Source organism: Pseudomonas sp. 51_B, from assembly GCF_017491595.1.
Taxonomy (GTDB): domain Bacteria; phylum Pseudomonadota; class Gammaproteobacteria; order Pseudomonadales; family Pseudomonadaceae; genus Aquipseudomonas; species Aquipseudomonas promysalinigenes.
In genome coordinates this window covers 141,163-164,931 of sequence record NZ_JAFGYW010000005.1, presented here as the reverse complement: position 1 = coordinate 164,931, position 23,769 = coordinate 141,163, and the positions used below count along the sequence as shown (strand labels likewise).

Below are 23,769 nucleotides of genomic sequence, written 5' to 3'. Positions count from 1 at the left end.
TATGCGGCTGCTGCTGGTTGAGGATGACATCGCACTGGGTGAAGGAATCTGCGACGGGTTACGCCAGGAGGGTTACACCCTCGACTGGCTGCGCGACGGTGTCAGCGGTTTGCATGCACTGCAGCATGAGGCCTTTGACCTGGTGATTCTCGACCTTGGGTTGCCCCGCATGGATGGTATCGAGCTACTGCGGCGGGTGCGCGCTGGCGGCAATTCGCTGCCAGTGCTCATCCTCACCGCCCGGGATGCCCTGGACGATCGTATCAATGGCCTGGATGCTGGCGCTGACGACTACCTGGTCAAGCCGTTCGACGTCAACGAGTTGAAGGCACGTTTGCGTGCCTTGCTGCGGCGTAGCGCCGGGCGTGCCAAGGTTCTGATCGAACATGCCGGGGTCAGCCTCGACCCTGCCACGCAGCAGGTGCACTACAACGGCGCTGAAGTGGTGCTCACGCCGAAGGAGTATGTATTGTTGCACGAGCTGCTGGCGCAACCGGGCAAGGTGTTCACCCGCGAGCGCCTGACACAGTTGCTGTATGGCTGGGACGAAGAGCCTGAAAGCAATACCCTGGAGGTCAATATCTACCACTTGCGCAAGAAGCTGTTCAACGGGCTGATCCGCACCGTGCGCGGTATCGGCTACCTGGTCGAGGCCAAGGCATGAGTTCGTTGCGCCAGCGCACACTGTGGCGCGTGATGTTGCTACTGCTGCTGGGTACCGGCCTGCTGGCGCTGTACAACTACCACGACAGCCGCCGGGAAATTAACGAGGTGTACGACGCCCACCTCGCCCAGAATGCACGCTTGCTCCAGGGTGTGATGAGCATGCCGGTGCAGGACAGCTCGCGCCAAGCGCTATACGAGGCGTTCAACGCAGCGTTGAGCAAGGCTGGGCGAGGGCAGGTGGGGCACCCTTACGAAAGCAAGCTGGCCTTTCAGGTGTGGCAAGACGGTGTCGGTCGCTTGGTCCATACCGCCAGTGCACCGACCCTTGACCCACCGCCGTCGGCCCCTGGTTTCTACGATTTCATCAGCGCCGGCGAACGCTGGCGTGGCTTCGTCCTACCGGTACCGGAAAAGCACTGGGTCATCTGGGTGGGCGAGCGCAATGACGTACGCTACGACCTGATCGATCGTATCGTTCGGCACACGCTGTTCCCGTTCCTGCTCGGCAGCCTGGCGTTGGCGCTTTTGGTTTGGGTGGCGATCGGCTGGGGGCTACGGCCGCTGCAGAACATGGCCACGGTGATTCGCAACCGTCATGCCGAGTCCCTCGAACCGTTGCAGTTGGTACCGTTGCCCTCAGAGCTCGAGCCCATGCAGGCCGCGATCAATCGCTTGCTGGCCCAGATCGATGACTTGCTGCGCCGTGAGCACCGCTTCATCGCCGACGCTGCCCACGAAATGCGCACCCCGTTGGCCGTACTGCGTCTGCATGCCCAGAATGCACTGGCGGCCGGCAATGAGGCCGAGCGGCACAAAGCGCTGGGTTTTCTGATCGGGGGCGTCGACCGGCTGACTCGGGTGGTCAACCAATTGCTAACCCTAGCGCGTGTCGAGCCGCGCCCTGGTTTACGGGCAAGCGCTCGGGTAGACCTGGCCGAAGTGGTCACCGATACCTTGGCTGACCTGACCCCGTGGATACTTGACCGCGGCCTTGAGCCCTCGCTGGACATCGATGAAGGTGAGCATCACTTGGCAATCGATGCCGGCGCCTTGGGTATTGCGCTGCAGAACCTGGTGTCCAATGCGGTTGAACATTCACCACCGGCAGGGCGCATCATCGTGTCATTGCGCCGGCGCGACAGCGCCTTCGAACTGATGGTCGAGGACGAAGGGCCGGGTATCGATCAAGCCAGCCTTTCTCGAGTGTTCGAACGCTTCTACAGTCGCAACAGCCCCAATGGTGCAGGGCTTGGGCTGTCGATCGTCGCGACCATCGTTGACCGCCTTGGCGGTCAGGTGCGCCTGGATAACCGCCCAAGCGGCGGGCTGGCTGCCAGTGTGCTGCTGCCGTTGGATTGAGCGCTGCGGCGATGATGCTCGGGGGGCGCAGGTGCCGCTTGAGTGTCGGTGACTGGGTGAGGCCATCAGCAACATGGCGAATTGAGACTATAGTGACTTCTTAAAACCAGGTCAGTGGGTGCCATGTCTACGATCGATCTGTCGTCCTCGCAAAGCCTTCGCAAACGCGTGTTGTTGGCCGGGGCGTTGAATATCGGCTCCATTGTCGCCTCTCAGGTGATTCGCCTGGGCGGCAACCTGATCATCACCCGCATGTTGCTGCCAGAAATGTTCGGCATCATGGCCATTGCCACTACGGTTTCGGTGGTCTTGTTGCTGCTGTCGGACGTAGGCCTGAAGCAAAACATCATTCAGAGCCCGCGCGGTGACGACCCGCTGTTCCTCAATACCATCTGGTCGCTGCAGATCATTCGCGGCCTGGGTTTGTTTGTGGTGATGCAACTGGTGGCGGTAGCGTGCTGGGTTTCTCAGCTCTACCAAATGTGGCCGGAGCACTCGACCTACGCCGACCCGCAGTTGCCTGGGGTGTTGGCCGTTACTGGCTTTTTCGCAATCATCTTCGCCTTCCAGTCGACCAAGATCGATGTGGCCATCCGCGCCTTCCAGCAGAAGAAAGTGGTCCTGGTCGACCTTGTATCGCAAATTGCCGGCCTGCTGGTGATGCTGATCATCGGCTATCTGACGCGCTCCATCTGGGCGCTGGTGGCTGCCGGCCTGGTTTCCACCTTGGTGACCACGGTACTGAGCCATTGGATTTTTCCGGGGCACAAAGACCGCCCGCAATGGGACCCTGCAGCACTGCGTGAGATCGTCAATTACGGCCGTTGGGTATTTCTATCGTCCGCTGTCGGCGTACTGGCCATGCAAGGTGACCGGATCTGGTTCGGTGGCAGCATGACGGTGGCGCAGCTAGGGGTCTACTCGATTGCCGTAAGCATTCTCGGAGCCTTTCAGCTCAGCCTGCAGCGGCTGGCCGGTGCAGTGGTGTTGCCGGCCTTCAGCGAAGCGGCTCGCAGTGGCGACATGGACCGCCTGCGTCGCCTGTATTTTCGCTTCCGGCTGATGTTCGATGTACTGACGCTGTTCACCTGCGGCTTCTTGTTCACTGCCAGCCCACTGATCATCCATTGGCTGTATGACGATCGGTATCACGATGCAGGGCATATGATGGCTGTACTGTCATTGTCGCTATTCACCCTGCGCTACGGCCTCACCCACCAGATATGGCTGGCATTGGGGCTGACCAAATACTTGGCAATGGACAATATCATTCGGCTGGTAGCGTTGTTCACCCTGATGCCGTTGTTGTTGGCCATCGGTGGGGTGAATTACGCGCTCTGGGGGGTGGCGCTGCATACCTTCTTCACGCTGTTTTTGATCTTCAAGGTCAGCCACCAATTGGGCATGTTGAGTATCAAGCGTGAATTGGCGGTGCTGCCTGTCATGCTGGTGGGTGCCTTGTTCGGCCAGTTGATCAGCCAGCTGCTCGCCTGAGCGGGCGGCTTGCAGGCGCGGTGAGCGGGTAGGCGCCAAGGGCCTGTTTAATCGCCGCGGGCCGTCACGCGGTGTTCATAAGCGGTTGCTAAGGTGTCGCTCCTTTCAACTGGCATAAGGTAGGCGGCCCTGTGAATTTCGGCGCAACTGGCAAGCCGTTTCTGCTGCGCTCCAGTGACATGTCCAGCGATGAGTTCGCCGCGCTATTCATGCGGCTCTACGGGAACCTCTACGCCGAAATGCAACCGCTGGGCGAAGGCATCTGCATCGCTGGCGTCTACGGGCGGTTCGATGGCTTGAGTGTGCGGCGCATGCAGTACAAAGGTGACTTCACCATCAGGTTGCCGGCGCCTCAGGACGAAATAACCTTCGTGCTACCCACAGCGGGCAAGATCATCTTCGATCACCGGAGCCAATCGATTGGCACGGGTCAGGTGGGCCTGGCAGTGGACAAGCTGGACATTCGCTCAATACGCATCGGCGAAGGCCACGCTCACTGCGGTTTGTCGATTTGTCGCAGCGCAGTGACTCAGCGCCTGTCGACGCTGCTTGATCGGCCTCTGCCCACCCCGATTCGTTTCGCAGATCAGGTAGAACTGAACAAGCCGGCGTTTAAAGGCGTCAGTGCATTGCTGTCGTTCGCCACCGGAACGCAGTTCGACCCTTTGATCAACACTGGTGTGCTGCTACCGGCGCGCTTGAAAGAAATGTTGGTCGATGCGTTGCTCGAAACCTGGCCGCACAACTACAGCCAGGCGATGAGCAGGCCTGTGCCGGCGATCGCGCCTCGGCATGTGAAACGGGCAATGGCTTACCTGCGCGAGCACCCCGCTCAACAGCTTAGCGGCAGTGAATTGGCGACACTGGCCAATGTCAGCCTGCGAGCTCTGCAGGATGGCTTTCGGCGTTTTGCCGGCGTTTCGATCATAGCGTTTCAGCGTCAGGTGCGGCTGGAGCAGGCGCGTGAAGTGCTGGCACGTGGCGAGGGTGGGTCGGTGGCGCAGGTTGCTCTGCAACATGGCTTCAGCAATGCCGGACGGTTTGCCCGATACTTCCAGCAGGCATTCGGTGTCACGCCGGCAATGGTTCGGCGCCGCTAGGCTGGGGCCACACCGTGGCCCCGTTCAAGCGTCAGAAGGCGTAACTGGCTTTTAGGTTGCCACTGACACCTCGGCTGTTCCCGCCGCCTATGGCGGCAATATCTGCCCCGATGCTCATCGCGCCTTGTTTCGCTACCAGCTCGAGCGCGCCAGTGAATTGATCGCGGTTGGCAAAGGCCGCCCGCTGTGCGACCGCCAGGCCCTGCAAACGGCTTTCGCTTTCGAGCTTGTGGCCGCCCAAGGCATGCGCGTAACCTAACTCCACCCCTGGCAGTAACTGCCAGCCTTCCAGGGCCATTGGTGCAAAGGACGCTTTGAGGCGGGTGACGGCGGTGCTGCTGGTTTGCTTCACGTCGTTCACCTGCATGGCAAGGTCGCTGCCTCGCTCGGCAAATCCGTTGAGCTGCAAGCGGCTGCCCTGTAGGCCAAGGCTTGGTTCCAGAACAAGGCCGCCAAACGGCAGGCGATACCCCAGTGCCAGGCTGGCGCCCGTTAGCGTGCCGTGGGTGTTGCCCTTGGCCGTCCCCAGGCCGCCACCAATCTCGCGTTTACTCGTGTAATCGAGCCAGCCAGCGCTGGCATCGGCATCGATGAACAGACCGTGATCCAAGCCATTGGGTGCAAAGCGCGCACCCAGGCTAACAAATGTCAGATCGCTGTCAGCCTCGCCGCCGGCAGAACCGATGGTCCCCTGGCTGTAGCCAAAACCGGCATGGCCCCCAAGCTGCTCGGAAAAGCGCTGAGTCATGCCAATCATTGTACCTCGGCTGTGTTCGTTGCTGCTGGCAGCTTGGGCTGAACGCTCGGTGCCCAGGTAGCCAACCAGCGCAGTACTCCAAAGGCGCGACTGGCCAATCTTGAGGTCGCTGGCGTCGGTAAAGGGCGCGGCGGCTCGCTCAATCATAGAGCCCTGGCGCAGCAGGTAGCTGGCGGCATCGGCATGCACTTGACCCCCTACCGACGATTCGACGCCGCCCAGTGTTCCCGCATCGATCGCGGACTGCAGGTAATAGTTGTAGGCGCTGTAGGTACCTGACAACGAGCTGTCCTGCAACTGACGCAGCAGTTGCGCGCCGGCGGCGGCGTTGCCCCTCAGGCCGGCTTCGCCTGGCAGCATGCTGTAGCGCACCATCTTGCCTCGCAGCACATAGATGGTTGCTTGCGACAGCCCCAGGCCCTGTTTCAAGTAGTTGTCCATGCTGGCGTAGGTATTTGCGACCTCATCGAGGCCCGCTTGCAGGTAGCTTGCCTCGACCCCCAACAGCGGTGCGTAAATCTGGGCCATGCCTGACGGCATACTGGCCAGTGTCGCTTTCACACGTTCAGCGGTGTAGTCGTTTGTTGCCAGGTAGTTGCTCATGATGGTTGCGTCGTCGACACCGGCGATGCTCAGCAGCACGGCGGCGGCCCACCCAGTGCGGTCCTTGCCAGCGGTGCAGTGAAACAGCGTGGCACCCTCGGCGCTGGCCAGCTCGTTGAACAGCACGCTGAATTGCCGGCGCATACCGGCGTCGTTGACGAAGGCGCGGTTGGTCTGCTGCATCATGGCCAGCGCCTGGGCAGCGCTGGTGAACGACATGTCGACGATATTCGAGCCGGAACTGGTGTTGCCGATGATATCGATGTTGGTGTAGCTCGCGCCGGCAGGCAGGGTGTCGGGTGTGCTGGCGATTTCACTGGGTGTGCGCAGATCGAAGACATGCTCGATGCTCAAGCCGTCGAGCGTGGCGAGGTCGTCAGCTGTTGGGGTCAGGGCGTTGGAGCGATAGAACACCGCGTCACGCAGGGTGCCGTCGTGGCTTGTGGCGTAGGCGCTGGTGCCGCCGGCTATGTCTCGAAAATTGTCCATGCCGACCAGGCGGGGTGTATCCAGCGGGCTGGCGGCATGGGCGGCGGAAACGGCCAGGGTCAGCAGTGAAAACGGGCAGAACAGGCGTTGCAACACGATAGTAGCCTCAGTGGGATGGTTGAGCGGGCTACTGTGGGTGGGCGAGATGAAGCTCAATGTGACAAGTTGCTGTGCAGCCTCGATGGCTGCGCGTTCTGGCCTATAGGCTCGCGATCTGTCTGCCAGGATCAGGCCTAGGAACATCTGATCTGCTTTTTTTCAAGTAACCTGCATCTGTAACCGTATCAGCCTGGAGCAGACAATAGTTTCATCTGCTCCACCACACTGAAGAGGTTCAAATGGGCAAGCTTGCGCTATTTCTAAGTGGCTTTCTGTTGCTGACCCTGCTGGTTGGTTTGCTCGGTACCATCCCGCCCGGCTAAGCCGCTCAGCCCCGCCGGCCCATCTAACCTGCATTGATGGGCCAAGCACCTCCCAAGCTGACTAATGGTAGGTGGATACCGTTCTCTCCTGCAAAAGCCTCGTGTAGTCTGCGCTGCGTCAGAATGGGTCGCGGTCGCGACCTGGTATTTTGCCTCGGGAGTCAGAACATCGATGGAATGCAAAAAAACCACTTCGCCAATGCTGGAGTGGCGCAGCCGTTATCTGAGCGAAGGTTTCCTCGATGAAGATCAGTACGATCAGGCACTGCGGTGTGCCGAGGCTCTGGAGCGCACTGGGATGATCAGCGCGCAGGAATGGATCGAGATGGTTAAGGCGGCGAATGCTGCCCTGTTACACGTGCGATAAGTCCTTCATTGCGCGAGTAAATCTGTCCACAAAAAACGTGGGTAGGTCTGTGGATAACATTCTGAAAGCCAGATTTCCTCAGGCCTCTGTTAAATTGAGCAGAATTTGAACAGCGCTTAATCCTTTCGATCGGGGGCACCTTCCCCAGCTTTGCGTAAGGCATGCAGCAGTTCGCGCACTCGGGCGGGCAACTCGCCCGAAGGATAAACGGCGTGCATCTGCGGGTCCTGTCCGGTGCTTGAGGTCAGCCGGTAATCCGGGCATACCCGCACCAGGCGGCCAGCTTTGACCTGGTTTTCTGCCACCCAGTCTGCCAGGCGTGCAATGCCGGCGCCGGCCAATGCGCTGTGGTAGACCGCGTCACCGGACCCCAAACGCAGACGCGGGTGAGGGCGCAGGCTGATGATCTGGTCATCGCGGCAAAAGTGCCAGGCTTTGAGGATGCGTGGTGCGGTATGCAAGATCAAAGCGTGCGCCTGCAACTGTTCCGGTTGCTCGGGCATGCCAGCACGCGCGACATAGGTGGGGCTGGCATACAGATGGCGGCGGTATCGCCATAACGGGTAGCCAACCAGTTCGCTCGATTGGGGGAAGGCGCCACGGATCACGAAGTCTAACTTGCCCTGTAACGGGTCCATTGCAGCATCGCTGTAGTGCACATCGAGGGTCACTCGCGGATGCCGCTGGCTGAACCGGGCCAGTACGCCAGGCAACACGTGCTCCCCCAGCAGTTGGGGCGCGGCGAAGCGCACCCAGCCCTCGGCGCTGCCGCTAAGGGCGGCCAATTCCTCTGCGGCGTCGCGTTGCACATCCAGCAAGCGCTCTGCGTGGGGCAGTAACCGCTCCCCGGCTTCGGTGAGGGTAACGGCGCTAGCGTTGCGGTTGAGCAGCTTACACCCGCTGTTATCCTCCAGGGTTTGCACAGCGCGAGTCACCGCGCTGGGTGAGCGGCCTAAGGCACGTGCGGCTGCAACGAAACTACGCTTGTGCGCGACACTGACGAACGCCTGGATTTCGCGCAGCATGTCCAATGCCATTGAGGGCTCCTGATTGCAGTTTTCGCAACATGGCATTTCAACACAGGGACGCCGTTTTGGTTAGCCTTGCAGCCTGCTTTCACTGCCAGGAACCGTATCATCATGGATATCGCCGTACTTTCCTTGTTCGCGTTCGCGGCCGGACTGATCGATGCTGCCGTCGGGGGTGGCGGGTTGATACAGATTCCGGCGCTGTTCAACGTACTGCCCTCAGCGCAACCTGCAGCTTTGCTGGGTAGCAACAAGCTGGCTTCGGTGTGCGGTACGGCCTTCGCCGCACGCTCATTCATCCGCAAGGTGACCTTGGACTGGGGCCTGATCGTGCCAGCGGCGCTGAGTGCCTTCGTTATGTCGTTCGCCGGGGCGGCTACGGTTTCGCTGGTGCCCCCCAGCTTGATGCGCCCTGCGGTGCTGGTACTGATCGTGCTGATGGCGATATACACGTTTTGCAAGAAGGACTTCGGCACTCTGCACAAGCCCGCGAAGATCGGCCGGCGTGAGCAGTGCCTGGCTGTAGTGATTGGCGGGGCGATTGGTTTTTACGACGGCCTGTTCGGGCCTGGCACGGGTAGTTTCCTGATCTTCCTGTTCATCCGTTTCTTCGCGCTTGATTTCCTGCACGCCTCGGCCTCGGCGAAGGTCGTCAACATCGCTACCAATCTGGCCGCTCTGGTATTTTTCGTGCCTTCGGGCAATGTTCTGTATGCCATTGCCCTGCCGATGGCAGTGTGCAACATCCTCGGCGCATTGACCGGTACCTGGTTGGCTGTGCGCAAAGGGGCAGGGTTCGTGCGGGTGTTGTTCCTGGTATTGCTGTGCGTGTTGATCGCCAAGCTGTCCTGGGACCTGCTGAACTGACTCAGATCACCTGGCGCTGCACCTGTTCCTGCTCGACACGGTTGCGGCCCTGCGCCTTGGCACGATAGAGCGCCTGGTCGGCACGGGCCAGCAACTCGTCCAGGGTGGGCGCCGGTTGCTCTGGGGTGCAGCCTGCAAGGCCGATGCTGACGGTGACCTGCAAGCGGGCATTGCCTTGGGCCAGCTGCAGGTCCTGCACCGCCCGGCGTAAGCGTTCGGCGGTGAATATGGCCTGCTGCGGCGCCAGCCCAGGCAGCACCACCACGAATTCTTCGCCCCCCAGGCGGGCCAGCAGTGCATCAGTGTTCAGCTGATCCTGCAGCGTGCGCGCGACCAGGCGTAGCGCTTGGTCACCCACGGCGTGGCCGTGACTGTCGTTGATCGACTTGAAGTGATCGATGTCGAGCATCATCAAGGTCAACGGCAGCCATTGGGAATGCTGCTGGCGGCTGTCGAGCAAGGTATTGGCGCGGTGGCTGAACGCGCTGCGGCTGAGCAGGCCGGTGAGGTGATCGATTGTCGCCTGATGTGCCAGGCGCGCCAGCAAGCTGCGGTTGGCCTGGCTGACGCAGGCCACCACCAGCGGCCCTAGGACCAGCATGGCAATGCCCAGGCGAGCCGACATCAAGGTAGTTACCCCTGACTCGCTTTGCGGCACGCTGAAGTGCATGAGGTTCTGCGCCACGGCCACGATCAGTGTGCTGCCTGCGGTGAGTGTCAGCAACGACACCATGAAGGGCGAGTAGGTCCAGGCACACCAGAGCAATGCGGCAATCGGAAAAGCGATGGCGCCTGGCCCGCCGAACGCGATACTCAATCCCAGCGAGGCCAGCAGCAATAACAGTGGAGCAAGGCGGATTGGCTTGGCGCCGCTGCGTAACAAGGCTCGGGCCGAGGGCGCGGTGAGCAGGATCGGCAGCACCAGAACGCCAGTCGAGAACTGTTCGCTGAACCAGGCAAGCCAAGTGGCTCGTAGTGATTGCTCAAACCATGGCGTAGCCATCACACAGGCAAGGCTGGCGGCCATCACCGCGCCAGCCGCACAGGCGCCGAACACACTGAGCACCCCATGGGGCGTGCGCATTCGCCGATGTGCGCGTGGCGGGCGCGATAGCAACCACCAGACGGTTACTATCACTGCAAGGTTGCACAGGTTGAACCACAGCGCTGGCCCCCAGGCACTGCCGCACACAAGGTCCGCCGCGACCATCGCTACCCATACCAAAGCTAAGCCCACAGGGCTGGCCAGGCGTGGGTAGCGCAAAAGCACGCCAGCCAGTACTGCATTGACCGGCCAGAACAGCGACAACGATTCGATCGGTCGAGCCAGAATGCCTGCCAGGCTTAGGGCGAGGGAGAGCCCGAACAGGGCCAGGGGCGACAGAAAGCGCAAGTGTGCTGGAACAACCATAGGCTCGACCGACAAGCGGAAACGAAATCCAGGACAGCGACATTAAGCACCTGGGGTATTGGCGTGTCAGTGTGTTGGCTTGGGGCGCTTGATGTCAATGTGCCAAAAGGCGTAGGTGGGTGCCTGCTGTCCATCGACGTTCGCCAGACCACCTAAAGGCCGAAAAACCAGGGCACCATGATCACCGTCACCAGCATCACCAACAGCGTGAAGGGTACGCCGATTTTCACGAAGTCGCCAAAGCGATACTGGCCAGGCCCAAACACCAAGGTGTTGACCGGCGATGACACGGGGGTCATGAACGCTGCCGATGCCGCCAGGGCCACGGTCATCGCGAACGGATAAGGTGACATGCCCAATTGCGTGGCCGTGCTGATCGCAACCGGCGCCATCAGCACGGCGGTGGCGGTATTGGAAATGAACAGGCCGATGACCGCCGTCACCAAGAAAAGGCAGGCCAACATCGCCAGCGGCCCGGCCCCGCCTAGCAGGTGGACTAGCGCACTGACCGCCAAGTCGATGCCGCCCGTTTTTTGAAGCGCCTGTGCAAATGGCAGCATGCCAACGATCAGTACCAGGCTCTGCCAATGAATGGCGCGGTAGGCACTGTTCATGTCGATGCATCGCCCGGCGCCCATCAGCAAACAGCCGATCAACGCGGCAATGACATTGGGTACGACGCCGCTGACCATGAGCCCGACCATCACAGCCAGGCTCAGCAGGGCGTAAGGTGCTCGGGCGCGGGCTGGCGCCACCTGGTCGATTTCGGCGGGCAGGCTCAACACCAGAAAGTCCTTGGGCTGGCCTTGTAACTGGCGCACGGCCTTCCATGGTCCGACCACCAGCAGCGTGTCGCCCATGCGCAACTTCTCTTCCACCAACTGCGCTTCGATCGCCGCTTGTTCGCGGCGCAGGCCCACCACGTTGAGGCCGTAGCGGCTGCGAAAGGTTAGCCCCAGGATTGTCTTGCCGATCAATTGCGAGCCTGGGGGCAGCGACACTTCGGCCATGCCCAGCTCTTGGGATTGATCTATGAAGTAAGCCGCTTTGAAATGCAGTGGCTCCAACTGCATGGTCTGGCACAGGCTGCGCAGATTGTCGTGGTTGGCGAACAGGTCCAGTAGCAGCACATCGCCCTGTTGCAACACCGTGGCCGAGTCGGCGGCGATCACCCGGGTGGTGAACTTGTGTTGGCGTTCGATGCCGATCACATTGGCGCCGTGGCGTGTTCGCAACTCCAGTTCCCCGAGCGTGTGGCCGATCAGGGGTGAGTGTGGGCGGATACGCAGGCGTCGTTCGCGGCCATTGAGTTTGTAGTCGAGTACCAGGTCGAGCAACGTACGGCGGCTCTCCACCCGACCGTCCTTGCGCACTTCGCCATTAAGCCAGTGGCGGGTCAGTAGCATGTAGGCAATTCCCAGCAGCAACACTACCAGCCCGAACGGCGTGAAACTGAAGAAGCTGAACCCCGCTGCGCCATGGCGTATCAACTCGCTATGCACCACAACGTTCGGCGGTGTGGCGACGAGGCTGAGCATCCCGCTGATCAGCCCGGCAAAGCTCAGCGGCATCATCAATCGACCAGGGGAAATCTTCAGGCGCGCGGCGATACTCAGAACCACCGGGATGAAGATCGCCACCACACCGGTCGAGCTCATCACCGAGCCCAGCCCAGCCACCGAGATCATCAACAGGACCAAGAGGCGGGCCTCGCTGTTACCGGCCCGCTCGCTCATCCACTCGCCAATGCGGTAGGCGATGCCAGTGCGCACCAACCCTTCGCCTATCACGAAAAGCGCGGCAATGAGTACCACATTGGGGTCGCTGAAGCCTGCTAGGGCCTGCTCGATGGTGAGGATGCCCGTCAAGGGGAGGGCGAGGATCACCAACAGGGCAACGACGTCCATGCGAGGGCGGTTGATGATGAAGAGCGTTACGACAATGGCCAGCAGGCCGAGGACCCAGAGCAGTTCCTGGTTCATAGGGCAGGGTGTTCCTTCACTCAAGTGGCACGCAAGGCAGTCAGTGTGGCAGCTTGTTGTGAAGAGGTGTTGATGTACTGCAGGGTGGGCGTCATTGGGCGTGATGAAAAGGGCCGCAACTAGCGGCCCTGATTCCTGGTGTCATTCAGTGACGACGGTGATGGCGGTGCTTTTTTCTGCCGCTCTCGTCACCCAAGTGGTTGCCCAGGGCTCCCCCGGCTGCACCCCCAAGGCCCGCACCGACGGTAGAGCCGGTAGAGCCGCCGACAGCCCTGCCCAGCAGCGAGCCGCCTGCCGAACCGAGCCCGCCCCCTATTGCTGCTTGGGTACGATTGCTTTTCTTGGCAGCCACAGCACTCCCTGCAGCGCCGCCAACACCGGCGCCTATGGCTGCGCCGGTGCGCCCGCCAAGTTGCTGGCCGACAACGTTGCCCAGAACGCCGCCCAGGCCTCCGCCAATGGCGCTGGTACCGTCACCGGCGAAAGCGCTTTGGCACAACAGCAGGCCCAAGGCAATGGAAGGCAGAGTCAGACGCATGATTGGAACCTCAAGGGAATGGCAGGTGGAGATGCAGCAAATGTTGGGCACCACGGCAGGCAAAACGATCAAACATCAGTAACGGCCGCCGCGCCATTGGCGATCGTCATCGTCGCGGTCATGCCGATGATGGTGGCGATGGCCGCGGTCGTCATCGCGCCAGCCGCCGTCATCACGATGGTGGTGGTGATAGCAACCTGACAAAAGCAGAAAGGCAGCAATCAGCGAACAGCTTGCGAAGCGGGTCATCGGTTTATAGGTCCTTGATCTGTATAGGTTTACGGGACACCTACTGAGACTGGGATCGATCCAATTGGTTTCCAGGGCGTGCAAAAAAATGCCGTGCGAGCGATGAGAGGCATGCTTGCACGGCGTTGAGGCTGAGTTTGGGCAACCTTAGGAAGCGGGGTGGATCGCCAGCACCACGCCATTGGTGATCTGGATCAGCACGTAATGGTCACCCATGCGTACCCAGTGGCTTTCTTTCTCTGGAGCGGGCAGGCCTTTGGCTTTCCAGTTGGTGATGGCGTTTTCATCGCGCTTGTACTGGTCTGGCGCTTTATCTCCGACCTTCAGTTCGCGGTTGTGGGTTTCAGGCGCCTTGACGCTCTCTTCTGCCGAAGGGGCAGCAAAGCTCACTACGGGCAAGCTGGCAATCAACAGGGCGGGTAGAAGATGTTTGAATTGCATGGAGCTCTCCTTTGTTCGGTTACTATCTGCGACAGCGGCCTGCTTGGGACAATTCCTTTGCAGTGCTAGAGTCGCTTTCTTTTTTTTGCCCCGAGGATGGAACATGCGAGCAATTCTGCCGATGGCTGCGGCGCTGGTATTGGTCGGTTGCGCGAGCGCGACCATGGAGGCGGCGCGCGCCGGCAAACCTGTGGCTCGGCTCGATTCGCAGAAGGCGCCGGAGCTGGTGGCTCAGTGCATTCAGTTCAGTTGGCAGAAGGAGGAGGTATTCGGCGATGACGCTGGAGGCTACCTGCAGCCGCGCAAGCAGGGCGGTTTGACTGTTTATACCCGCGAAGCTGAGTCGTTCGTCGATGTATATCCGCAGGCTGGCGGCACGCGGGTGGATTACTTCGCGCAAAAAAATGACAGCATGGCCTTGCAGCGTCGAGCGGCGGCGGCGACCTGCTTGTGACGTTTGTGCTGTGGGCCACGTCGCGGGTCGCCGTGACGTGGCCATTGCCCATCAGGACAGGAAACCCCCGTCGACATTCAGCGCAGTGCCGGTGGTATAGCTGGAGGCGTCGCTGGCCAAATACAGCACCGCCCCGGCCATTTCCTTGGGGTCCGCAACGCGCTTGAGTGGAATCTGCTGCAGTGCGGTGTTGAGGATGGCATCGTTCTTCACCAGCGCGGAGGCGAACTTGGTGTCGGTCAGCCCTGGCAGCAGGGCGTTGCAGCGAATGCCAAATTGCGCGCACTCCTTGGCAAACACTTTGGTCATGTTGATCACTGCTGCCTTGGTCACCGAGTAGATGCCCTGGAACAAGCCGGGCGTAACGCCGTTGATCGAGGCCACGTTGATGATGCTGCCACCACCGTGCTTGCGCATCAGCTTGCCGGCTTCTACCGACATGAAGAAATAGCCACGAATATTCACATCGACGGTTTTTTGAAACGCATTAGGGTCCGTGTCGAGCACGTTGCAGAACTGCGGGTTGGTCGCAGCATTGTTGACGAGAATATCCAGTCGCCCGAACTGTTCGCCAATGCCGGCAAACACTTGCTGTATCTGATCCATTTCACCGATGTGGCAAGCGATGGGGGTTGCCTTCCCGCCTGCGGCGATAATGGCGTCGGCCACCTGCTGGCAGCCCTCCAGCTTGCGACTGGAAACGATCACGTGGGCACCCTGCTGAGCCAGCAAATGGGCAATGGCTTCGCCGATACCACGGCTGGCACCGGAGACGAAGGCGATCTTGCCGTCGAGGTCGAACAGTGAAGTCTTGGGCATGCTGGTTTCCTTGTTGTCTGGCATCAAAGTGGGGATGTGCCGATGACTTGCAGGCTCATCTGCTCCAGCAGCCGGTTCATGTGAATGAACTGGGCGAAGCGTTTGTCCTGGGTCTGGCCGTGGTGGTAGCGGTAATAGATTTGCTGAACGATACCGGCCAGGCGGAACAGGCCATAGCAGTAGTAATAATCGAAATTGTCCAGGCGGATACCGGCGCGCTCAGCGTAGTAATCGACGAACTGGCGCCGAGTGAGCATGCCGGGCGCGTTGCTGGGTTGGCGGCGCATCAGTTGCACAGGCGCAGGGTCCCCGGCTTCGATCCAGTAGGCCAAGCTGTTGCCCAGATCCATCAGGGGGTCGCCTAGGGTAGCCATTTCCCAGTCGAGCACGCCGATGATGCGCATGGGGTTATTGGCGTCGAGGATCACGTTGTCGAAGCGGTAGTCGTTGTGCACGATGCCTGGACGTGGGTGGTCGGCAGGCATTTTATCCTGGAGCCAGTTGATCACCTTTTCCCAGCGAGGCGCATCCGCAGTCATGGCTTTTTCGTAGCGGCTGGTCCAGCCTTCGATCTGGCGTTGTACATAGCCTTGCGGCTTGCCCAGGTCTTGCAGACCACAGGCGCGATAGTCCACCTGGTGCAACTCGACCAAGCGATCGATGAAGCTTTTGCACAAAGCTTCGGTTCGTTTGGCGTCCAACCCGAGCTCCGGGGGAATGTCTGAACGCAGAATTACGCCTTCCACCCGCTCCATGACGTAGAACTCACTGCCGATCAACGAATTGTCGGTGCAGTGGGCATAGGCCTTGGGGCAGTAAGGGAAGCCGCTGTTGAGTTGGTTGAGGATGCGAAACTCGCGGCCCATATCGTGGGCCGATTTGGCTTTTTGGCCGAAAGGGGGGCGGCGCAGTACGAATTCACGGCTTGGGTAACTGACCAAATAGGTGAGGTTGGACGCACCACCAGGAAACTGACTGATGCGTGGTGTACCCTCAAGGCCCGGAATGTGGCTTTTCAAATAAGGGTCTATGACCGCTGCGTCGACTTCTTCGCCGGGACGTACCTGGGTGGACTGATCGGTGAGGGTCATGCGTTTTCCTTATTTTCTGGCGCAAGGACTATTGGTTAATCTAATGGCCTGGCAGCATTGGAACAAGCGTGCCATGTACCCTATAGGCCAGCGTGTTGCTGGGCGATCACCGCACCGAATGCTGGGCATAAAAAAACCGAAGCCGCTCAGGCTTCGGTTTTCATAGGGAGCAGTAAAGCACCCGTTCAGGCAGGGAACAGCTCGCTGAGTTTCATCGACAGCATCATGTCGCCTTCAACGCGCAGCTTGCCACCCATGAACGCCTGCATGCCGTCCGTTTCACCGCTTACGATCCCCTTGAGAGTCTCGCTGTCCATTACCAGCGTGCAATTGGCGTCTGGGTTCTCGCCTTCCTGCAGGTCGCACGTGCCATCCTTGATGATCAGCGCGTAGTGCTTGTTTTCGTCAGTGATGTTGAAGCCGTACACCAAGTCCAGGCCGGCAGCAGCGGACGGGTTGAACTTCTCTTGCATCTTTTTCACGGCATCAGCTACGGAGGTCATGGTGCATTCCTTATAGAGTGATATTCGCATCCCCGCAGGGACAAACAAGCCGGGCTCAACGGTAGGTGATGAGCTCCGGCGCCCTCAACAGCAGCACATGTGCTTGGCTGTTGAAGGAAGCCAGTGCCACGTCACGGCCGCGGAACTTCAGCTGGCTCAGTGACGTGTTGATGATCTGCCAGTTCAGCGCAAAGGCCTGGCTGGGAGTGATCCGGGTTATCAGGTGTAGCAGAGCGGCGATGGTGCCACCGGAGGTGAAGACGGCAATGTTGTCGCCGCTGCCTGCGGTGCTTAGCACCCGCTGCAAGCCGCCTTCGACCCGGCCGATGAAGGCCTGCCAGGTCTCCAGCTCGCCATCGCTGTGATCACCAGCGTGCCAACGCTGGACCATGAGCGCGAATAGGCGCTGGAACTCGCTGCGGTGCTGCGCAGCATTACGCAGTACTTCACCGGCGTGTGGCTCTTCAATTAGCAGGCCTGGCAGCAGGGCACGAATCACGCCGTCGGCGTCGAACTCATTGAAGGCCGGGTCGGTCTCAATGTTTGGGACTGGGCCGCCGAAGGTGCTCAGCGCCTGCACCGCATGCCGCGCGGTGTCCTGCTGGCGCCGCAGGCTACCGGCAATGCAACGATCCAGACGCAACCCGACTTGGCCGAGGTGTTCACCCAGTGCCTGGCTCTGGCGCACGCCCACAGGCGAGAGGACGTCGTAGTCATCTGCACCGAAGGAAGCCTGGCCGTGTCGGATCAGGTAAAGATTGCCCACTGGTGTATCCGGCGTTGAAGGTTGCTGCGAGGTTAGGATGCGCTAGAGAGGCTGTCAACGAAAAAACATACAAGCGTTTGAAAAGGTTGTTTGAACTGTGTTGCTGACGTTTACCATCAGCTGGCGATGGCAGGGGCTCAACGGTATGCTTGCAAGAGTTTCGCGCCAATCTGGCGCAGGTTCATAAGGAGTCAATGTGGAGTTTCTTGCTGAATACGCAAGCTTCCTCGCCAAAACCGCCACGCTGGTGATCGCTATCCTGGTGGTGCTCTCTGCTGTCGCTGGTTTGCGCGGCAAGGGGCGGCGCAAGGCGGGTGGGCAGCTACAGGTCACCCGCCTAAACGAATTCTACAAAGAGCTGCGCGAGCGCCTGGAAAGCGGCTTGCTAGACAAAGCGCAGCTCAAGGCGCTGCGCAAACAGCAGGCCAAGGCGGAAAAAAAGCAGCACAAAGGCAAAGGCCAAGAGAAGGGCCGAGTGTTCGTGCTCGACTTCGATGGCGACATCAAGGCTTCGGCCACCGAAAGCCTGCGTAACGAGATCACCGCACTGCTTACTCTGGCCACTCCGCATGATGAAGTGGTGCTGCGCCTCGAAAGTGGGGGCGGCCTGGTTCACAGTTACGGCTTGGCAGCCTCGCAGCTGGCGCGCATCCGTCAAGCCGGCATTCCGCTCACGGTGTGCATCGACAAAGTCGCGGCCAGCGGTGGATACATGATGGCTTGCATTGGCGAGAAGATCGTCAGTGCCCCCTTCGCCGTGTTGGGTTCGATCGGCGTGGTGGCGCAGTTGCCCAATGTCAACCGCCTGCTGAAGAAGCACGACATCGATTTCGAAGTGCTGACAGCTGGCGAGTACAAGCGCACCCTCACTGTGTTTGGCGAGAACACCGAGAAGGGCCGGGAGAAGTTCCAGGAAGACCTCGACGTCACTCACCAGCTGTTCAAGGATTTCGTAGCCCGCTATCGTCCGCAGCTGCATATCGACGAAGTGGCGACGGGGGAGGTCTGGCTGGGTGTTGCTGCACTCAATCGCAAGCTGGTCGATGAGTTGCAGACCAGTGACGAGTACCTCAGTGACCGCGCTCGCACGGCCAATCTGTTCCACCTGCATTACGCCGAGCGCAAGAGCTTGCAAGAGCGAATAGGCATGGCTGCCAGCGGCAGCATCGAGAACGCTTTGGTGGGGCTGTGGAGCAAACTCAGCCGCTTGCGCTAACACCTTGAACCCGCTGAAATTTTTTTCTGTTCAGGGGGTTGCAAGGTTGCAGGAATGTAGACATAATGGCGCCCATCGAAACGCAGCAAGCTCTGAAAAGACGCGGTGTTTCAAGGAGATAGCAAAGCGCAAGCAGCTAGCTCCGAACTTTGAGGCCGAGTAGCAAAGTGGTTATGCTCCGGATTGCAAATCCGTCTACGCCGGTTCGATTCCGACCTCGGCCTCCACCATTCGAAAGCCCCGCAGATTAACGTCTGCGGGGTTTTTCTTTTGTGCTCAAAAAACCATGTCTAAGGCGCATCTGCATCAAATGATGATTGAGCATTTTGTTTGTTGCGATGAATGTTGGTGTCGCTCATCGGTTTTTAACGCAATTCTGGAACCTTCATCCCGCTGCTTAGGGTCGGTTTGATAGGACTGACTATCAATAGCTTGGGGATCACTTCTCATGAGTCATGATAAACATGAGCGCCAATATCAGGCGTACCAAGCTCTCAAAGCATTGAGTGATCTGGCGGCAGATACCATGAAGCAGATCGCTTACGAGCAGATGGAGCATATCGATTGGGACGAAACTTGCCGTCGTCACCGCGAGGCTTTTGCTCACTGGATCGAATATGCCGAGATGCAACGCAGGCGCGCCATCGACCCACCTGACGCCGGACCTGCAAGCCGAAGTTCACCTAAAAAACCGCCCAGTCGATACGGCATGCGTTAGGGTCTCGTGAAAAGTCTTGAGAGCTGGACATGTAGTATCAAGACAGCGCGAGGAGGAGTGCGCTCAACGCTCACTTACGATTTTCAACGCTTTTAAAACGAACCCTTCTTGCAACTTCAATGTGATTCATAAAGTTTGCCCCCGGCTGGTCGCTACCTGCGGGGGCCACTTGATTGATTTTCCCTGCCCAAAGCAACCTGCCCTCAGGCAGGTTGGCATTGAAGTTTCAGGACCGGTACTGGATCGTGTATGAGTCATCTGGCTGGGGTTCAATGATGACGGGCACACCAAAGATCTTACCGTTGCATTCACTAACGACACATCGATGAACGGAGCCCTGCTTGAGTTGAGTCCACAATCCTTCATCATGTATGACGATGCACAGGACGCGCTTCTCTGGATCCTCGCTGACTTGAGGCTCCAGGTAGTCTAGATCGCACCCAAACCCCTGCTGTGTTAGCACTGGGTCGAAACCGATCACCACCCCATGCCTTTTCAGATCTTCCCGAATACGCTCGATCACCTCATCCGCTTCTTGTTTCAACATGATCGTCACCCCACGGTGCTTGTACCACTTAAACTTTAGCTGACCTTTGTGGTTTGGGTTAGTTATCGGATCAATGACCAAATGCCTGCGCTAGCCGCGATGGTAGAGGGCGGCTCGGTATTCAACCATGGCTCAGCGACAAAGCGCTGATGATACAAACTGATCCATCCTCGGCGGGAGTCGTCTCGGAATAGTCGATTTGGTTGTAGATCCCGCCATGAAATTCCAATAGGTGATTGGCCCACGTGTGATCGAGCTGTAAGCCGCTCGACGATCTGGAGGTGCCGTTGCATCTGGCAGTCACCTTGACCTCGCCTGTAGCGGCGGCGTGGATGATAACGTCGAACACCGCCCCCAGTGGCACGCCCTGTAGGAGGGTGCTGTTGACAGGGTTGGTTTGGTCGTAAGTCTGTCTGAAGCCAAATGTGATGTTGCCTTTGTTCCAGAACACCTTCAGTGGAGGGCTGTCATCTCCACGCACGTGCATCTGGCTGACCACCACCTTTTTCGCCGAATTGACCTTGGTCAGCGACATGGTCTGTCGACTCCAATGCTCAGGCGCGCTACCGATTGTCCAATTCTGTGTCTCGGACCATTCACAACGGGTTCTGTGGGTACTCTTGCTGGACGCGCCTTTGGTTGGAGCCCACAGCTGGATCGACCCGTCATCGAGCATTTTCACTACACGTGGAAAACGTTCGATAGCTTCTGCACCGTTAATTTCTAAGGCAACGGGGTTGGTGGGGGAGGCTGCCAGCGGGGTAGCAATCGTTAGATTACTGATATTTACGGTCATGATCCCTCCTGCCGATAAATGATTGGCTTGGCAGACTCCTGCCAGGCCTCAAGCATCGATTCGCTTCCCGTCGGATTGTTTGACCGTCAGCGGGAAGGTTGGCGATACTGTATTTATGTACAGTATATCGGGATCATGCTTTTTCAATACCCCGCACCAATACAGCATGTGCATGGGTTCACAGTTCAAAAAAAGAAAACCCGCCAAACAGAGGCGGGCCTAAAGAACGTACGGAGCACAATCAGATTGCCTCAGCACTTGTCATTGAATCGTGAATTTAACGTGTGCTGGGTGTGCGGCGTTTCTCATCCGGAAAAAAAGCCCGCAGCAAGGCGGGCGATAAACGTTCTGAAGGGAGCGATTGAATACTGAGGGAGGCCGGTTAACTCAGCATTAACCGCGATGGATTGACCTTCAGCGGCTATGGGCCTATACAAGCATGCCACACGACCAGGAGCCATCATGCGCGACGAAAACGACTTGCACGAGCCTGAGCACGATCACCTGCTTGATCGAGAATTCCTTGATGAAGAGTTCGAGTTAGAAGCGGATGCTCAAGGCGCCGAGGACGAGATCGAGGGCGACTTGCTGGATGACCTCGACGACGATGAGTACGACCACCCAGCATGGCATGATGATTTGGACGACTGAATCAGCGCCCGTCGATCGAGAAGCGTCCTGGGCCGCTGGCTGCCAAGGCCAGCAGGCCGCCACAGATGCTGAGGTTTTTCAGAAATTGCGTCATGTTGGCGGCGCGCTCTGGGTCGACCATGTTCCAGAAGGGATGGCCAATCAGCGCGGTGCCCAGCACGAACAACACGAACAGCAACGCCAACGGACGGGTATAGAAACCCAGTATCAGCAAAATTCCCACGATGAACTCCATCACCACCGCGACCGCTGCCGCCACCATGGGAGCGGGTGCGCCCAGCGAGGTCATGTAGGCTACAGTGCCGTCGAAGCCCGTGAGCTTGGCCCAGCCTGAAACTACGAAAAGCACCATCAATAGCACGCGAGCAAGCAGTAGAAATAAGTCGCGTTGGCCGGCCAACAGTGAATAGCGCATGGTTGCGTACCGAAAAATAGAGACAAGTTCCACTTTAGCAGCTGCGCTAAAACCTGCCGGACAGCAAAAAGGCGCCGCGAGGGCGCCTTTTCGACGAATATAGGGATCAGCGGCCGGGCTCTTGCCTGCTGTCTAGGATGGTGCCTCGACCCGGACTCGAACCGGGACGCCGTTAGGCGGCGCATTTTAAGTGCGATGTGTCTACCAATTTCACCATCGAGGCACGACGGATGCCGTGGATTAGACCTGAAAAACTTGCATAAATCAACGATTTAGATAGCTGCAATCGTTGCGGCGGCCTTAATCGCTCAGATGACTTTTGACGTAGCGCACCGTCCGTTCAAGCGCTTGGCTCATATCTGGATGGCTCAGTTGATACTTGCTCTCCAATTGCCTGCTGATCGTCATGTCGAAACGCTGAGTCTGAATGAAGTTCAGCGACTCTGCGCTGAGAGTCAGGCGGGCTGCCACGCCTGGCAACGCTAAAAGCCACCTGAGCAGTGTTATCGGTACATGATGTTGAGGCGCTTTGACTCCCAGGATCTGTGCCATCCGTTCGAGCATCCCCTGCAAGTTGGGGGTGTGTTCATAAAGCGCCAATACCTCCCGATTGACCATGGTGTGGTCAACGGCTACGGCAATCATCATGTCAACCAGATAATCCACGCTCACCAACGGCAGCCAGTGCCTGCGCGAGCCTGGGATAGCCTTGAATCTTCCCTGGGCAAGGTTGCGAACCAGGTCGGCAAGTGGTTGCCCACGGGTGATGTGGCCGCTGCAGCTGTGTCCGCAGACCGTAGCGGGGTGAACGATCGTGTAATCGGCACACCGTTGCTTCATAGAACTGATAACTGTGAAGTGCGACTCGATCTTGCTTGCCTCGTAGCCGCCCACCCGGTCGTACACCGCCGGCCAGTCGGTATTTTCGGGACGTTCAGTATCGACCCCGATAGCGGCAAGGTGCTCAAAATTTTGTAGCATGAAACCGCCCACCATTATCAAGCGACTGCGCATGTCAGCCGCAAGCCTGGCAACGTTGAGGGCGCCTTGCACATTGATCGCGCGAGCGCGCTCCAGGGTTAGGCCCCAGGAAAATTGGGCAGCCAGGTTGAAAACGATTGAAGCTGAGGAAACCCTCAACCTGTCTGCTGAATGTAGCCCCAGCCCCTCCTGGCTGATATCACCGTGCATGGCACCGATAAGCGCAGGGTCACCGCCCAGCCGATGAACCTGGTCCCTGAGCTGTTCAATAGCCTCCGGGCGGCGCATCAACACCCAGGCTTTGTGCCCCCTGGCGGTCAGACCTGCCAGTAGATGCTGCCCAACGAACCCGGTACCGCCTGCAACGAAGCATTCAACGCCCATGCCTGACTCCTTGTTTGTATGATTGGCGCAGGCTAAGGTGTAGAGCGTGCTCTACAGTCAAGGCATTTGATATGAACATAGGTGAACTGGAGCGACGCAGTGGCGTTGGGCGTCATGCTTTGCGCTATTACGAGCAACTCGGGTTGATCGTGGCTCATCGACAGGCCAACAACTACCGAAGGTACAGTGATCAGGCGGTAAGTGACCTGGCATTCATTCAGAGTGCGCAGGCTGGCGGCTTTTCGCTGGCAGAAATCGGTGCAATTCTCGCGGCAAAGCGGGGCAAAACAATCGACTGCGCGCAAGGAGCTGCATTGGTGAGCCGCAAGATGGCCGAGATCGAGGCGAAGATCGCCGCACTGAATGCCACCTATGCCATCTTGGAAGCGGAGCGCATCAATCTCCAAGCCAGTGCCATCGCCAATGGCTTGTTGATCAGTTGAGTGTCATTAGGCTTGCTGCATGCCTTACCCACGACTGCCGGATCTGAGTGATGCACAAAGGTATAACGCCTTGTTATATCAGTTCAGACCCTGCCACCTATGCTTAATGAAAGCAGACTCCGTTTAGCTCCTGAGCATCCAGCCATGACGCAGTTTTGGCTGCATTGAGATTTGGGCTGACTCGTTGTCTCTGAGTCTATGCAGTCAACGAG

Annotated in this window: 26 protein-coding genes and 2 tRNA genes; 12 read left to right on the top strand and 16 right to left on the bottom strand. The window is 58.9% G+C overall.

Going from position 1 to position 23,769, the window contains the following annotated elements:
* Position 1 precedes the first annotated feature (1 nt).
* The 4 genes from J5M56_RS08900 to J5M56_RS08885 all read left to right on the top strand — a co-directional run bounded on the left by J5M56_RS08900 (position 2) and on the right by J5M56_RS08885 (position 4,619).
* Entirely contained in the window at positions 2-664 is a 663-nt protein-coding gene (locus tag J5M56_RS08900; protein ID WP_186478043.1) for a response regulator, read from the top strand.
* Positions 661-2,025, top strand: a complete 1,365-nt coding sequence (locus tag J5M56_RS08895) for an ATP-binding protein (protein WP_060477973.1) — start codon at positions 661-663, stop codon at positions 2,023-2,025. The genes J5M56_RS08900 and J5M56_RS08895 overlap by 4 nt, the downstream gene beginning before the upstream one ends.
* Before the next feature lie 123 nt (positions 2,026-2,148).
* The gene (locus J5M56_RS08890) at positions 2,149-3,519 is read left to right on the top strand and encodes an oligosaccharide flippase family protein (RefSeq protein WP_186478044.1); all 1,371 of its coding nucleotides are present in this window, start codon (positions 2,149-2,151) and stop codon (positions 3,517-3,519) included.
* 179 nt (positions 3,520-3,698) lie between these two features.
* Positions 3,699-4,619 (top strand): AraC family transcriptional regulator, encoded by a 921-nt coding sequence (locus J5M56_RS08885; protein WP_207936579.1) that lies wholly within the window; start codon positions 3,699-3,701, stop codon positions 4,617-4,619.
* 31 nt (positions 4,620-4,650) lie between these two features.
* On the opposite strand, the gene J5M56_RS08880 is transcribed toward J5M56_RS08885, so the two are convergent.
* Positions 4,651-6,564, bottom strand: a complete 1,914-nt coding sequence (locus J5M56_RS08880) for a tyrosine-protein phosphatase (protein WP_207936577.1) — start codon at positions 6,562-6,564, stop codon at positions 4,651-4,653.
* 498 nt (positions 6,565-7,062) lie between these two features.
* On the opposite strand from J5M56_RS08880, the gene J5M56_RS08875 reads away from it, so the two are divergent.
* Entirely contained in the window at positions 7,063-7,257 is a 195-nt protein-coding gene (locus J5M56_RS08875; protein ID WP_060477972.1) for a hypothetical protein, read from the top strand.
* Between the two features lie 116 nt (positions 7,258-7,373).
* Here the strand turns inward: J5M56_RS08875 and J5M56_RS08870 are convergent, their stop codons facing one another.
* The gene (locus J5M56_RS08870) at positions 7,374-8,294 is read right to left on the bottom strand and encodes a LysR family transcriptional regulator (RefSeq protein WP_186478046.1); all 921 of its coding nucleotides are present in this window, start codon (positions 8,292-8,294) and stop codon (positions 7,374-7,376) included.
* A gap of 99 nt (positions 8,295-8,393) precedes the next feature.
* Between J5M56_RS08870 and J5M56_RS08865 the strand changes: the two genes are divergently transcribed.
* Positions 8,394-9,152: a TSUP family transporter gene (locus J5M56_RS08865; protein ID WP_060478035.1), complete on the top strand. Its 759-nt coding sequence runs from the start codon at positions 8,394-8,396 to the stop codon at positions 9,150-9,152.
* A gap of 1 nt (position 9,153) precedes the next feature.
* Here J5M56_RS08865 and J5M56_RS08860 read toward each other — a convergent pair whose 3' ends face one another.
* From J5M56_RS08860 to J5M56_RS08840, 5 genes are all read right to left on the bottom strand, one after another.
* Complete coding sequence (locus J5M56_RS08860; RefSeq protein WP_207936511.1) at positions 9,154-10,578, bottom strand: GGDEF domain-containing protein; 1,425 nt, start codon at positions 10,576-10,578, stop codon at positions 9,154-9,156.
* A 137-nt stretch (positions 10,579-10,715) separates the two neighbouring features.
* Positions 10,716-12,545, bottom strand: a complete 1,830-nt coding sequence (locus J5M56_RS08855; protein WP_207936504.1) for an SLC13 family permease — start codon at positions 12,543-12,545, stop codon at positions 10,716-10,718.
* 145 nt (positions 12,546-12,690) lie between these two features.
* On the bottom strand, positions 12,691-13,083 hold the full coding sequence (locus tag J5M56_RS08850; protein ID WP_207936502.1) for a glycine zipper domain-containing protein: 393 nt from the start codon (positions 13,081-13,083) through the stop codon (positions 12,691-12,693).
* Between the two features lie 68 nt (positions 13,084-13,151).
* Entirely contained in the window at positions 13,152-13,304 is a 153-nt protein-coding gene (locus J5M56_RS08845; protein WP_155500305.1) for a hypothetical protein, read from the bottom strand.
* 175 nt (positions 13,305-13,479) lie between these two features.
* Positions 13,480-13,773 (bottom strand): RcnB family protein, encoded by a 294-nt coding sequence (locus J5M56_RS08840; protein WP_060479926.1) that lies wholly within the window; start codon positions 13,771-13,773, stop codon positions 13,480-13,482.
* Between the two features lie 103 nt (positions 13,774-13,876).
* Here J5M56_RS08840 and J5M56_RS08835 point away from each other — a divergent pair, with 103 nt between their 5' ends.
* On the top strand, positions 13,877-14,227 hold the full coding sequence (locus J5M56_RS08835) for a hypothetical protein (protein ID WP_186478050.1): 351 nt from the start codon (positions 13,877-13,879) through the stop codon (positions 14,225-14,227).
* Between the two features lie 51 nt (positions 14,228-14,278).
* On the opposite strand, the gene J5M56_RS08830 is transcribed toward J5M56_RS08835, so the two are convergent.
* The 4 genes from J5M56_RS08830 to J5M56_RS08815 all read right to left on the bottom strand — a co-directional run bounded on the left by J5M56_RS08830 (position 14,279) and on the right by J5M56_RS08815 (position 17,406).
* A complete protein-coding gene (locus J5M56_RS08830) occupies positions 14,279-15,046 on the bottom strand; it encodes an SDR family oxidoreductase (protein WP_207936500.1) in 768 nt (255 codons plus the stop codon).
* A 23-nt stretch (positions 15,047-15,069) separates the two neighbouring features.
* Entirely contained in the window at positions 15,070-16,137 is a 1,068-nt protein-coding gene (locus tag J5M56_RS08825; protein ID WP_060479924.1) for a phosphotransferase family protein, read from the bottom strand.
* Positions 16,138-16,322: 185 nt separating this feature from the next.
* The gene (locus J5M56_RS08820) at positions 16,323-16,640 is read right to left on the bottom strand and encodes an SCP2 sterol-binding domain-containing protein (RefSeq protein ID WP_060479923.1); all 318 of its coding nucleotides are present in this window, start codon (positions 16,638-16,640) and stop codon (positions 16,323-16,325) included.
* Between the two features lie 55 nt (positions 16,641-16,695).
* Complete coding sequence (locus tag J5M56_RS08815; RefSeq protein ID WP_186478052.1) at positions 16,696-17,406, bottom strand: histidine phosphatase family protein; 711 nt, start codon at positions 17,404-17,406, stop codon at positions 16,696-16,698.
* Between the two features lie 196 nt (positions 17,407-17,602).
* On the opposite strand from J5M56_RS08815, the gene sohB reads away from it, so the two are divergent.
* From sohB to J5M56_RS08800, 3 genes are all read left to right on the top strand, one after another.
* The gene (sohB, locus tag J5M56_RS08810; protein WP_060479921.1) at positions 17,603-18,622 is read left to right on the top strand and encodes a protease SohB; all 1,020 of its coding nucleotides are present in this window, start codon (positions 17,603-17,605) and stop codon (positions 18,620-18,622) included.
* Between the two features lie 153 nt (positions 18,623-18,775).
* Positions 18,776-18,849: transfer RNA gene (locus J5M56_RS08805), tRNA-Cys, on the top strand.
* A gap of 221 nt (positions 18,850-19,070) precedes the next feature.
* On the top strand, positions 19,071-19,340 hold the full coding sequence (locus tag J5M56_RS08800) for a hypothetical protein (protein ID WP_155500304.1): 270 nt from the start codon (positions 19,071-19,073) through the stop codon (positions 19,338-19,340).
* A gap of 226 nt (positions 19,341-19,566) precedes the next feature.
* Here J5M56_RS08800 and J5M56_RS08795 read toward each other — a convergent pair whose 3' ends face one another.
* Positions 19,567-19,887 (bottom strand): hypothetical protein, encoded by a 321-nt coding sequence (locus J5M56_RS08795; protein WP_186478053.1) that lies wholly within the window; start codon positions 19,885-19,887, stop codon positions 19,567-19,569.
* 121 nt (positions 19,888-20,008) lie between these two features.
* A complete protein-coding gene (locus tag J5M56_RS08790) occupies positions 20,009-20,683 on the bottom strand; it encodes a polysaccharide lyase family 7 protein (RefSeq protein WP_207936498.1) in 675 nt (224 codons plus the stop codon).
* A 462-nt stretch (positions 20,684-21,145) separates the two neighbouring features.
* Between J5M56_RS08790 and J5M56_RS08785 the strand changes: the two genes are divergently transcribed.
* Positions 21,146-21,334 (top strand): hypothetical protein, encoded by a 189-nt coding sequence (locus tag J5M56_RS08785; RefSeq protein ID WP_207936496.1) that lies wholly within the window; start codon positions 21,146-21,148, stop codon positions 21,332-21,334.
* A gap of 1 nt (position 21,335) precedes the next feature.
* Here J5M56_RS08785 and J5M56_RS08780 read toward each other — a convergent pair whose 3' ends face one another.
* From J5M56_RS08780 to J5M56_RS08770, 3 genes are all read right to left on the bottom strand, one after another.
* The gene (locus tag J5M56_RS08780) at positions 21,336-21,749 is read right to left on the bottom strand and encodes a DoxX family protein (RefSeq protein WP_060479917.1); all 414 of its coding nucleotides are present in this window, start codon (positions 21,747-21,749) and stop codon (positions 21,336-21,338) included.
* Positions 21,750-21,887: 138 nt separating this feature from the next.
* A tRNA-Leu gene (locus J5M56_RS08775) sits at positions 21,888-21,972 on the bottom strand.
* Positions 21,973-22,049: 77 nt separating this feature from the next.
* On the bottom strand, positions 22,050-23,114 hold the full coding sequence (locus tag J5M56_RS08770) for an SDR family oxidoreductase (RefSeq protein ID WP_207936494.1): 1,065 nt from the start codon (positions 23,112-23,114) through the stop codon (positions 22,050-22,052).
* Between the two features lie 71 nt (positions 23,115-23,185).
* Here J5M56_RS08770 and J5M56_RS08765 point away from each other — a divergent pair, with 71 nt between their 5' ends.
* Complete coding sequence (locus J5M56_RS08765) at positions 23,186-23,557, top strand: MerR family transcriptional regulator (protein WP_060479915.1); 372 nt, start codon at positions 23,186-23,188, stop codon at positions 23,555-23,557.
* Positions 23,558-23,769 lie beyond the last annotated feature (212 nt).

What these genes read in the sequence shown, in the direction of transcription:
- J5M56_RS08870 (WP_186478046.1), bottom strand. Translation starts at nt 8,294, where the DNA reads ATGGCATTGGACATGCTGCGCGAAATCCAGGCGTTCGTCAGTGTCGCG.
- J5M56_RS08800 (WP_155500304.1), top strand. Translation starts at nt 19,071, where the DNA reads ATGAGTCATGATAAACATGAGCGCCAATATCAGGCGTACCAAGCTCTC.
- J5M56_RS08770 (WP_207936494.1), bottom strand. Translation starts at nt 23,114, where the DNA reads ATGGGCGTTGAATGCTTCGTTGCAGGCGGTACCGGGTTCGTTGGGCAG.
- J5M56_RS08835 (WP_186478050.1), top strand. Translation starts at nt 13,877, where the DNA reads ATGCGAGCAATTCTGCCGATGGCTGCGGCGCTGGTATTGGTCGGTTGC.
- J5M56_RS08840 (WP_060479926.1), bottom strand. Translation starts at nt 13,773, where the DNA reads ATGCAATTCAAACATCTTCTACCCGCCCTGTTGATTGCCAGCTTGCCC.
- J5M56_RS08895 (WP_060477973.1), top strand. Translation starts at nt 661, where the DNA reads ATGAGTTCGTTGCGCCAGCGCACACTGTGGCGCGTGATGTTGCTACTG.
- J5M56_RS08785 (WP_207936496.1), top strand. Translation starts at nt 21,146, where the DNA reads ATGCGCGACGAAAACGACTTGCACGAGCCTGAGCACGATCACCTGCTT.
- J5M56_RS08765 (WP_060479915.1), top strand. Translation starts at nt 23,186, where the DNA reads ATGAACATAGGTGAACTGGAGCGACGCAGTGGCGTTGGGCGTCATGCT.
- J5M56_RS08890 (WP_186478044.1), top strand. Translation starts at nt 2,149, where the DNA reads ATGTCTACGATCGATCTGTCGTCCTCGCAAAGCCTTCGCAAACGCGTG.
- J5M56_RS08820 (WP_060479923.1), bottom strand. Translation starts at nt 16,640, where the DNA reads ATGACCTCCGTAGCTGATGCCGTGAAAAAGATGCAAGAGAAGTTCAAC.
- J5M56_RS08790 (WP_207936498.1), bottom strand. Translation starts at nt 20,683, where the DNA reads ATGACCGTAAATATCAGTAATCTAACGATTGCTACCCCGCTGGCAGCC.
- J5M56_RS08780 (WP_060479917.1), bottom strand. Translation starts at nt 21,749, where the DNA reads ATGCGCTATTCACTGTTGGCCGGCCAACGCGACTTATTTCTACTGCTT.
- J5M56_RS08900 (WP_186478043.1), top strand. Translation starts at nt 2, where the DNA reads ATGCGGCTGCTGCTGGTTGAGGATGACATCGCACTGGGTGAAGGAATC.
- J5M56_RS08875 (WP_060477972.1), top strand. Translation starts at nt 7,063, where the DNA reads ATGGAATGCAAAAAAACCACTTCGCCAATGCTGGAGTGGCGCAGCCGT.
- J5M56_RS08855 (WP_207936504.1), bottom strand. Translation starts at nt 12,545, where the DNA reads ATGAACCAGGAACTGCTCTGGGTCCTCGGCCTGCTGGCCATTGTCGTA.
- J5M56_RS08795 (WP_186478053.1), bottom strand. Translation starts at nt 19,887, where the DNA reads ATGTTGAAACAAGAAGCGGATGAGGTGATCGAGCGTATTCGGGAAGAT.
- J5M56_RS08825 (WP_060479924.1), bottom strand. Translation starts at nt 16,137, where the DNA reads ATGACCCTCACCGATCAGTCCACCCAGGTACGTCCCGGCGAAGAAGTC.
- J5M56_RS08830 (WP_207936500.1), bottom strand. Translation starts at nt 15,046, where the DNA reads ATGCCCAAGACTTCACTGTTCGACCTCGACGGCAAGATCGCCTTCGTC.
- J5M56_RS08885 (WP_207936579.1), top strand. Translation starts at nt 3,699, where the DNA reads ATGTCCAGCGATGAGTTCGCCGCGCTATTCATGCGGCTCTACGGGAAC.
- J5M56_RS08850 (WP_207936502.1), bottom strand. Translation starts at nt 13,083, where the DNA reads ATGCGTCTGACTCTGCCTTCCATTGCCTTGGGCCTGCTGTTGTGCCAA.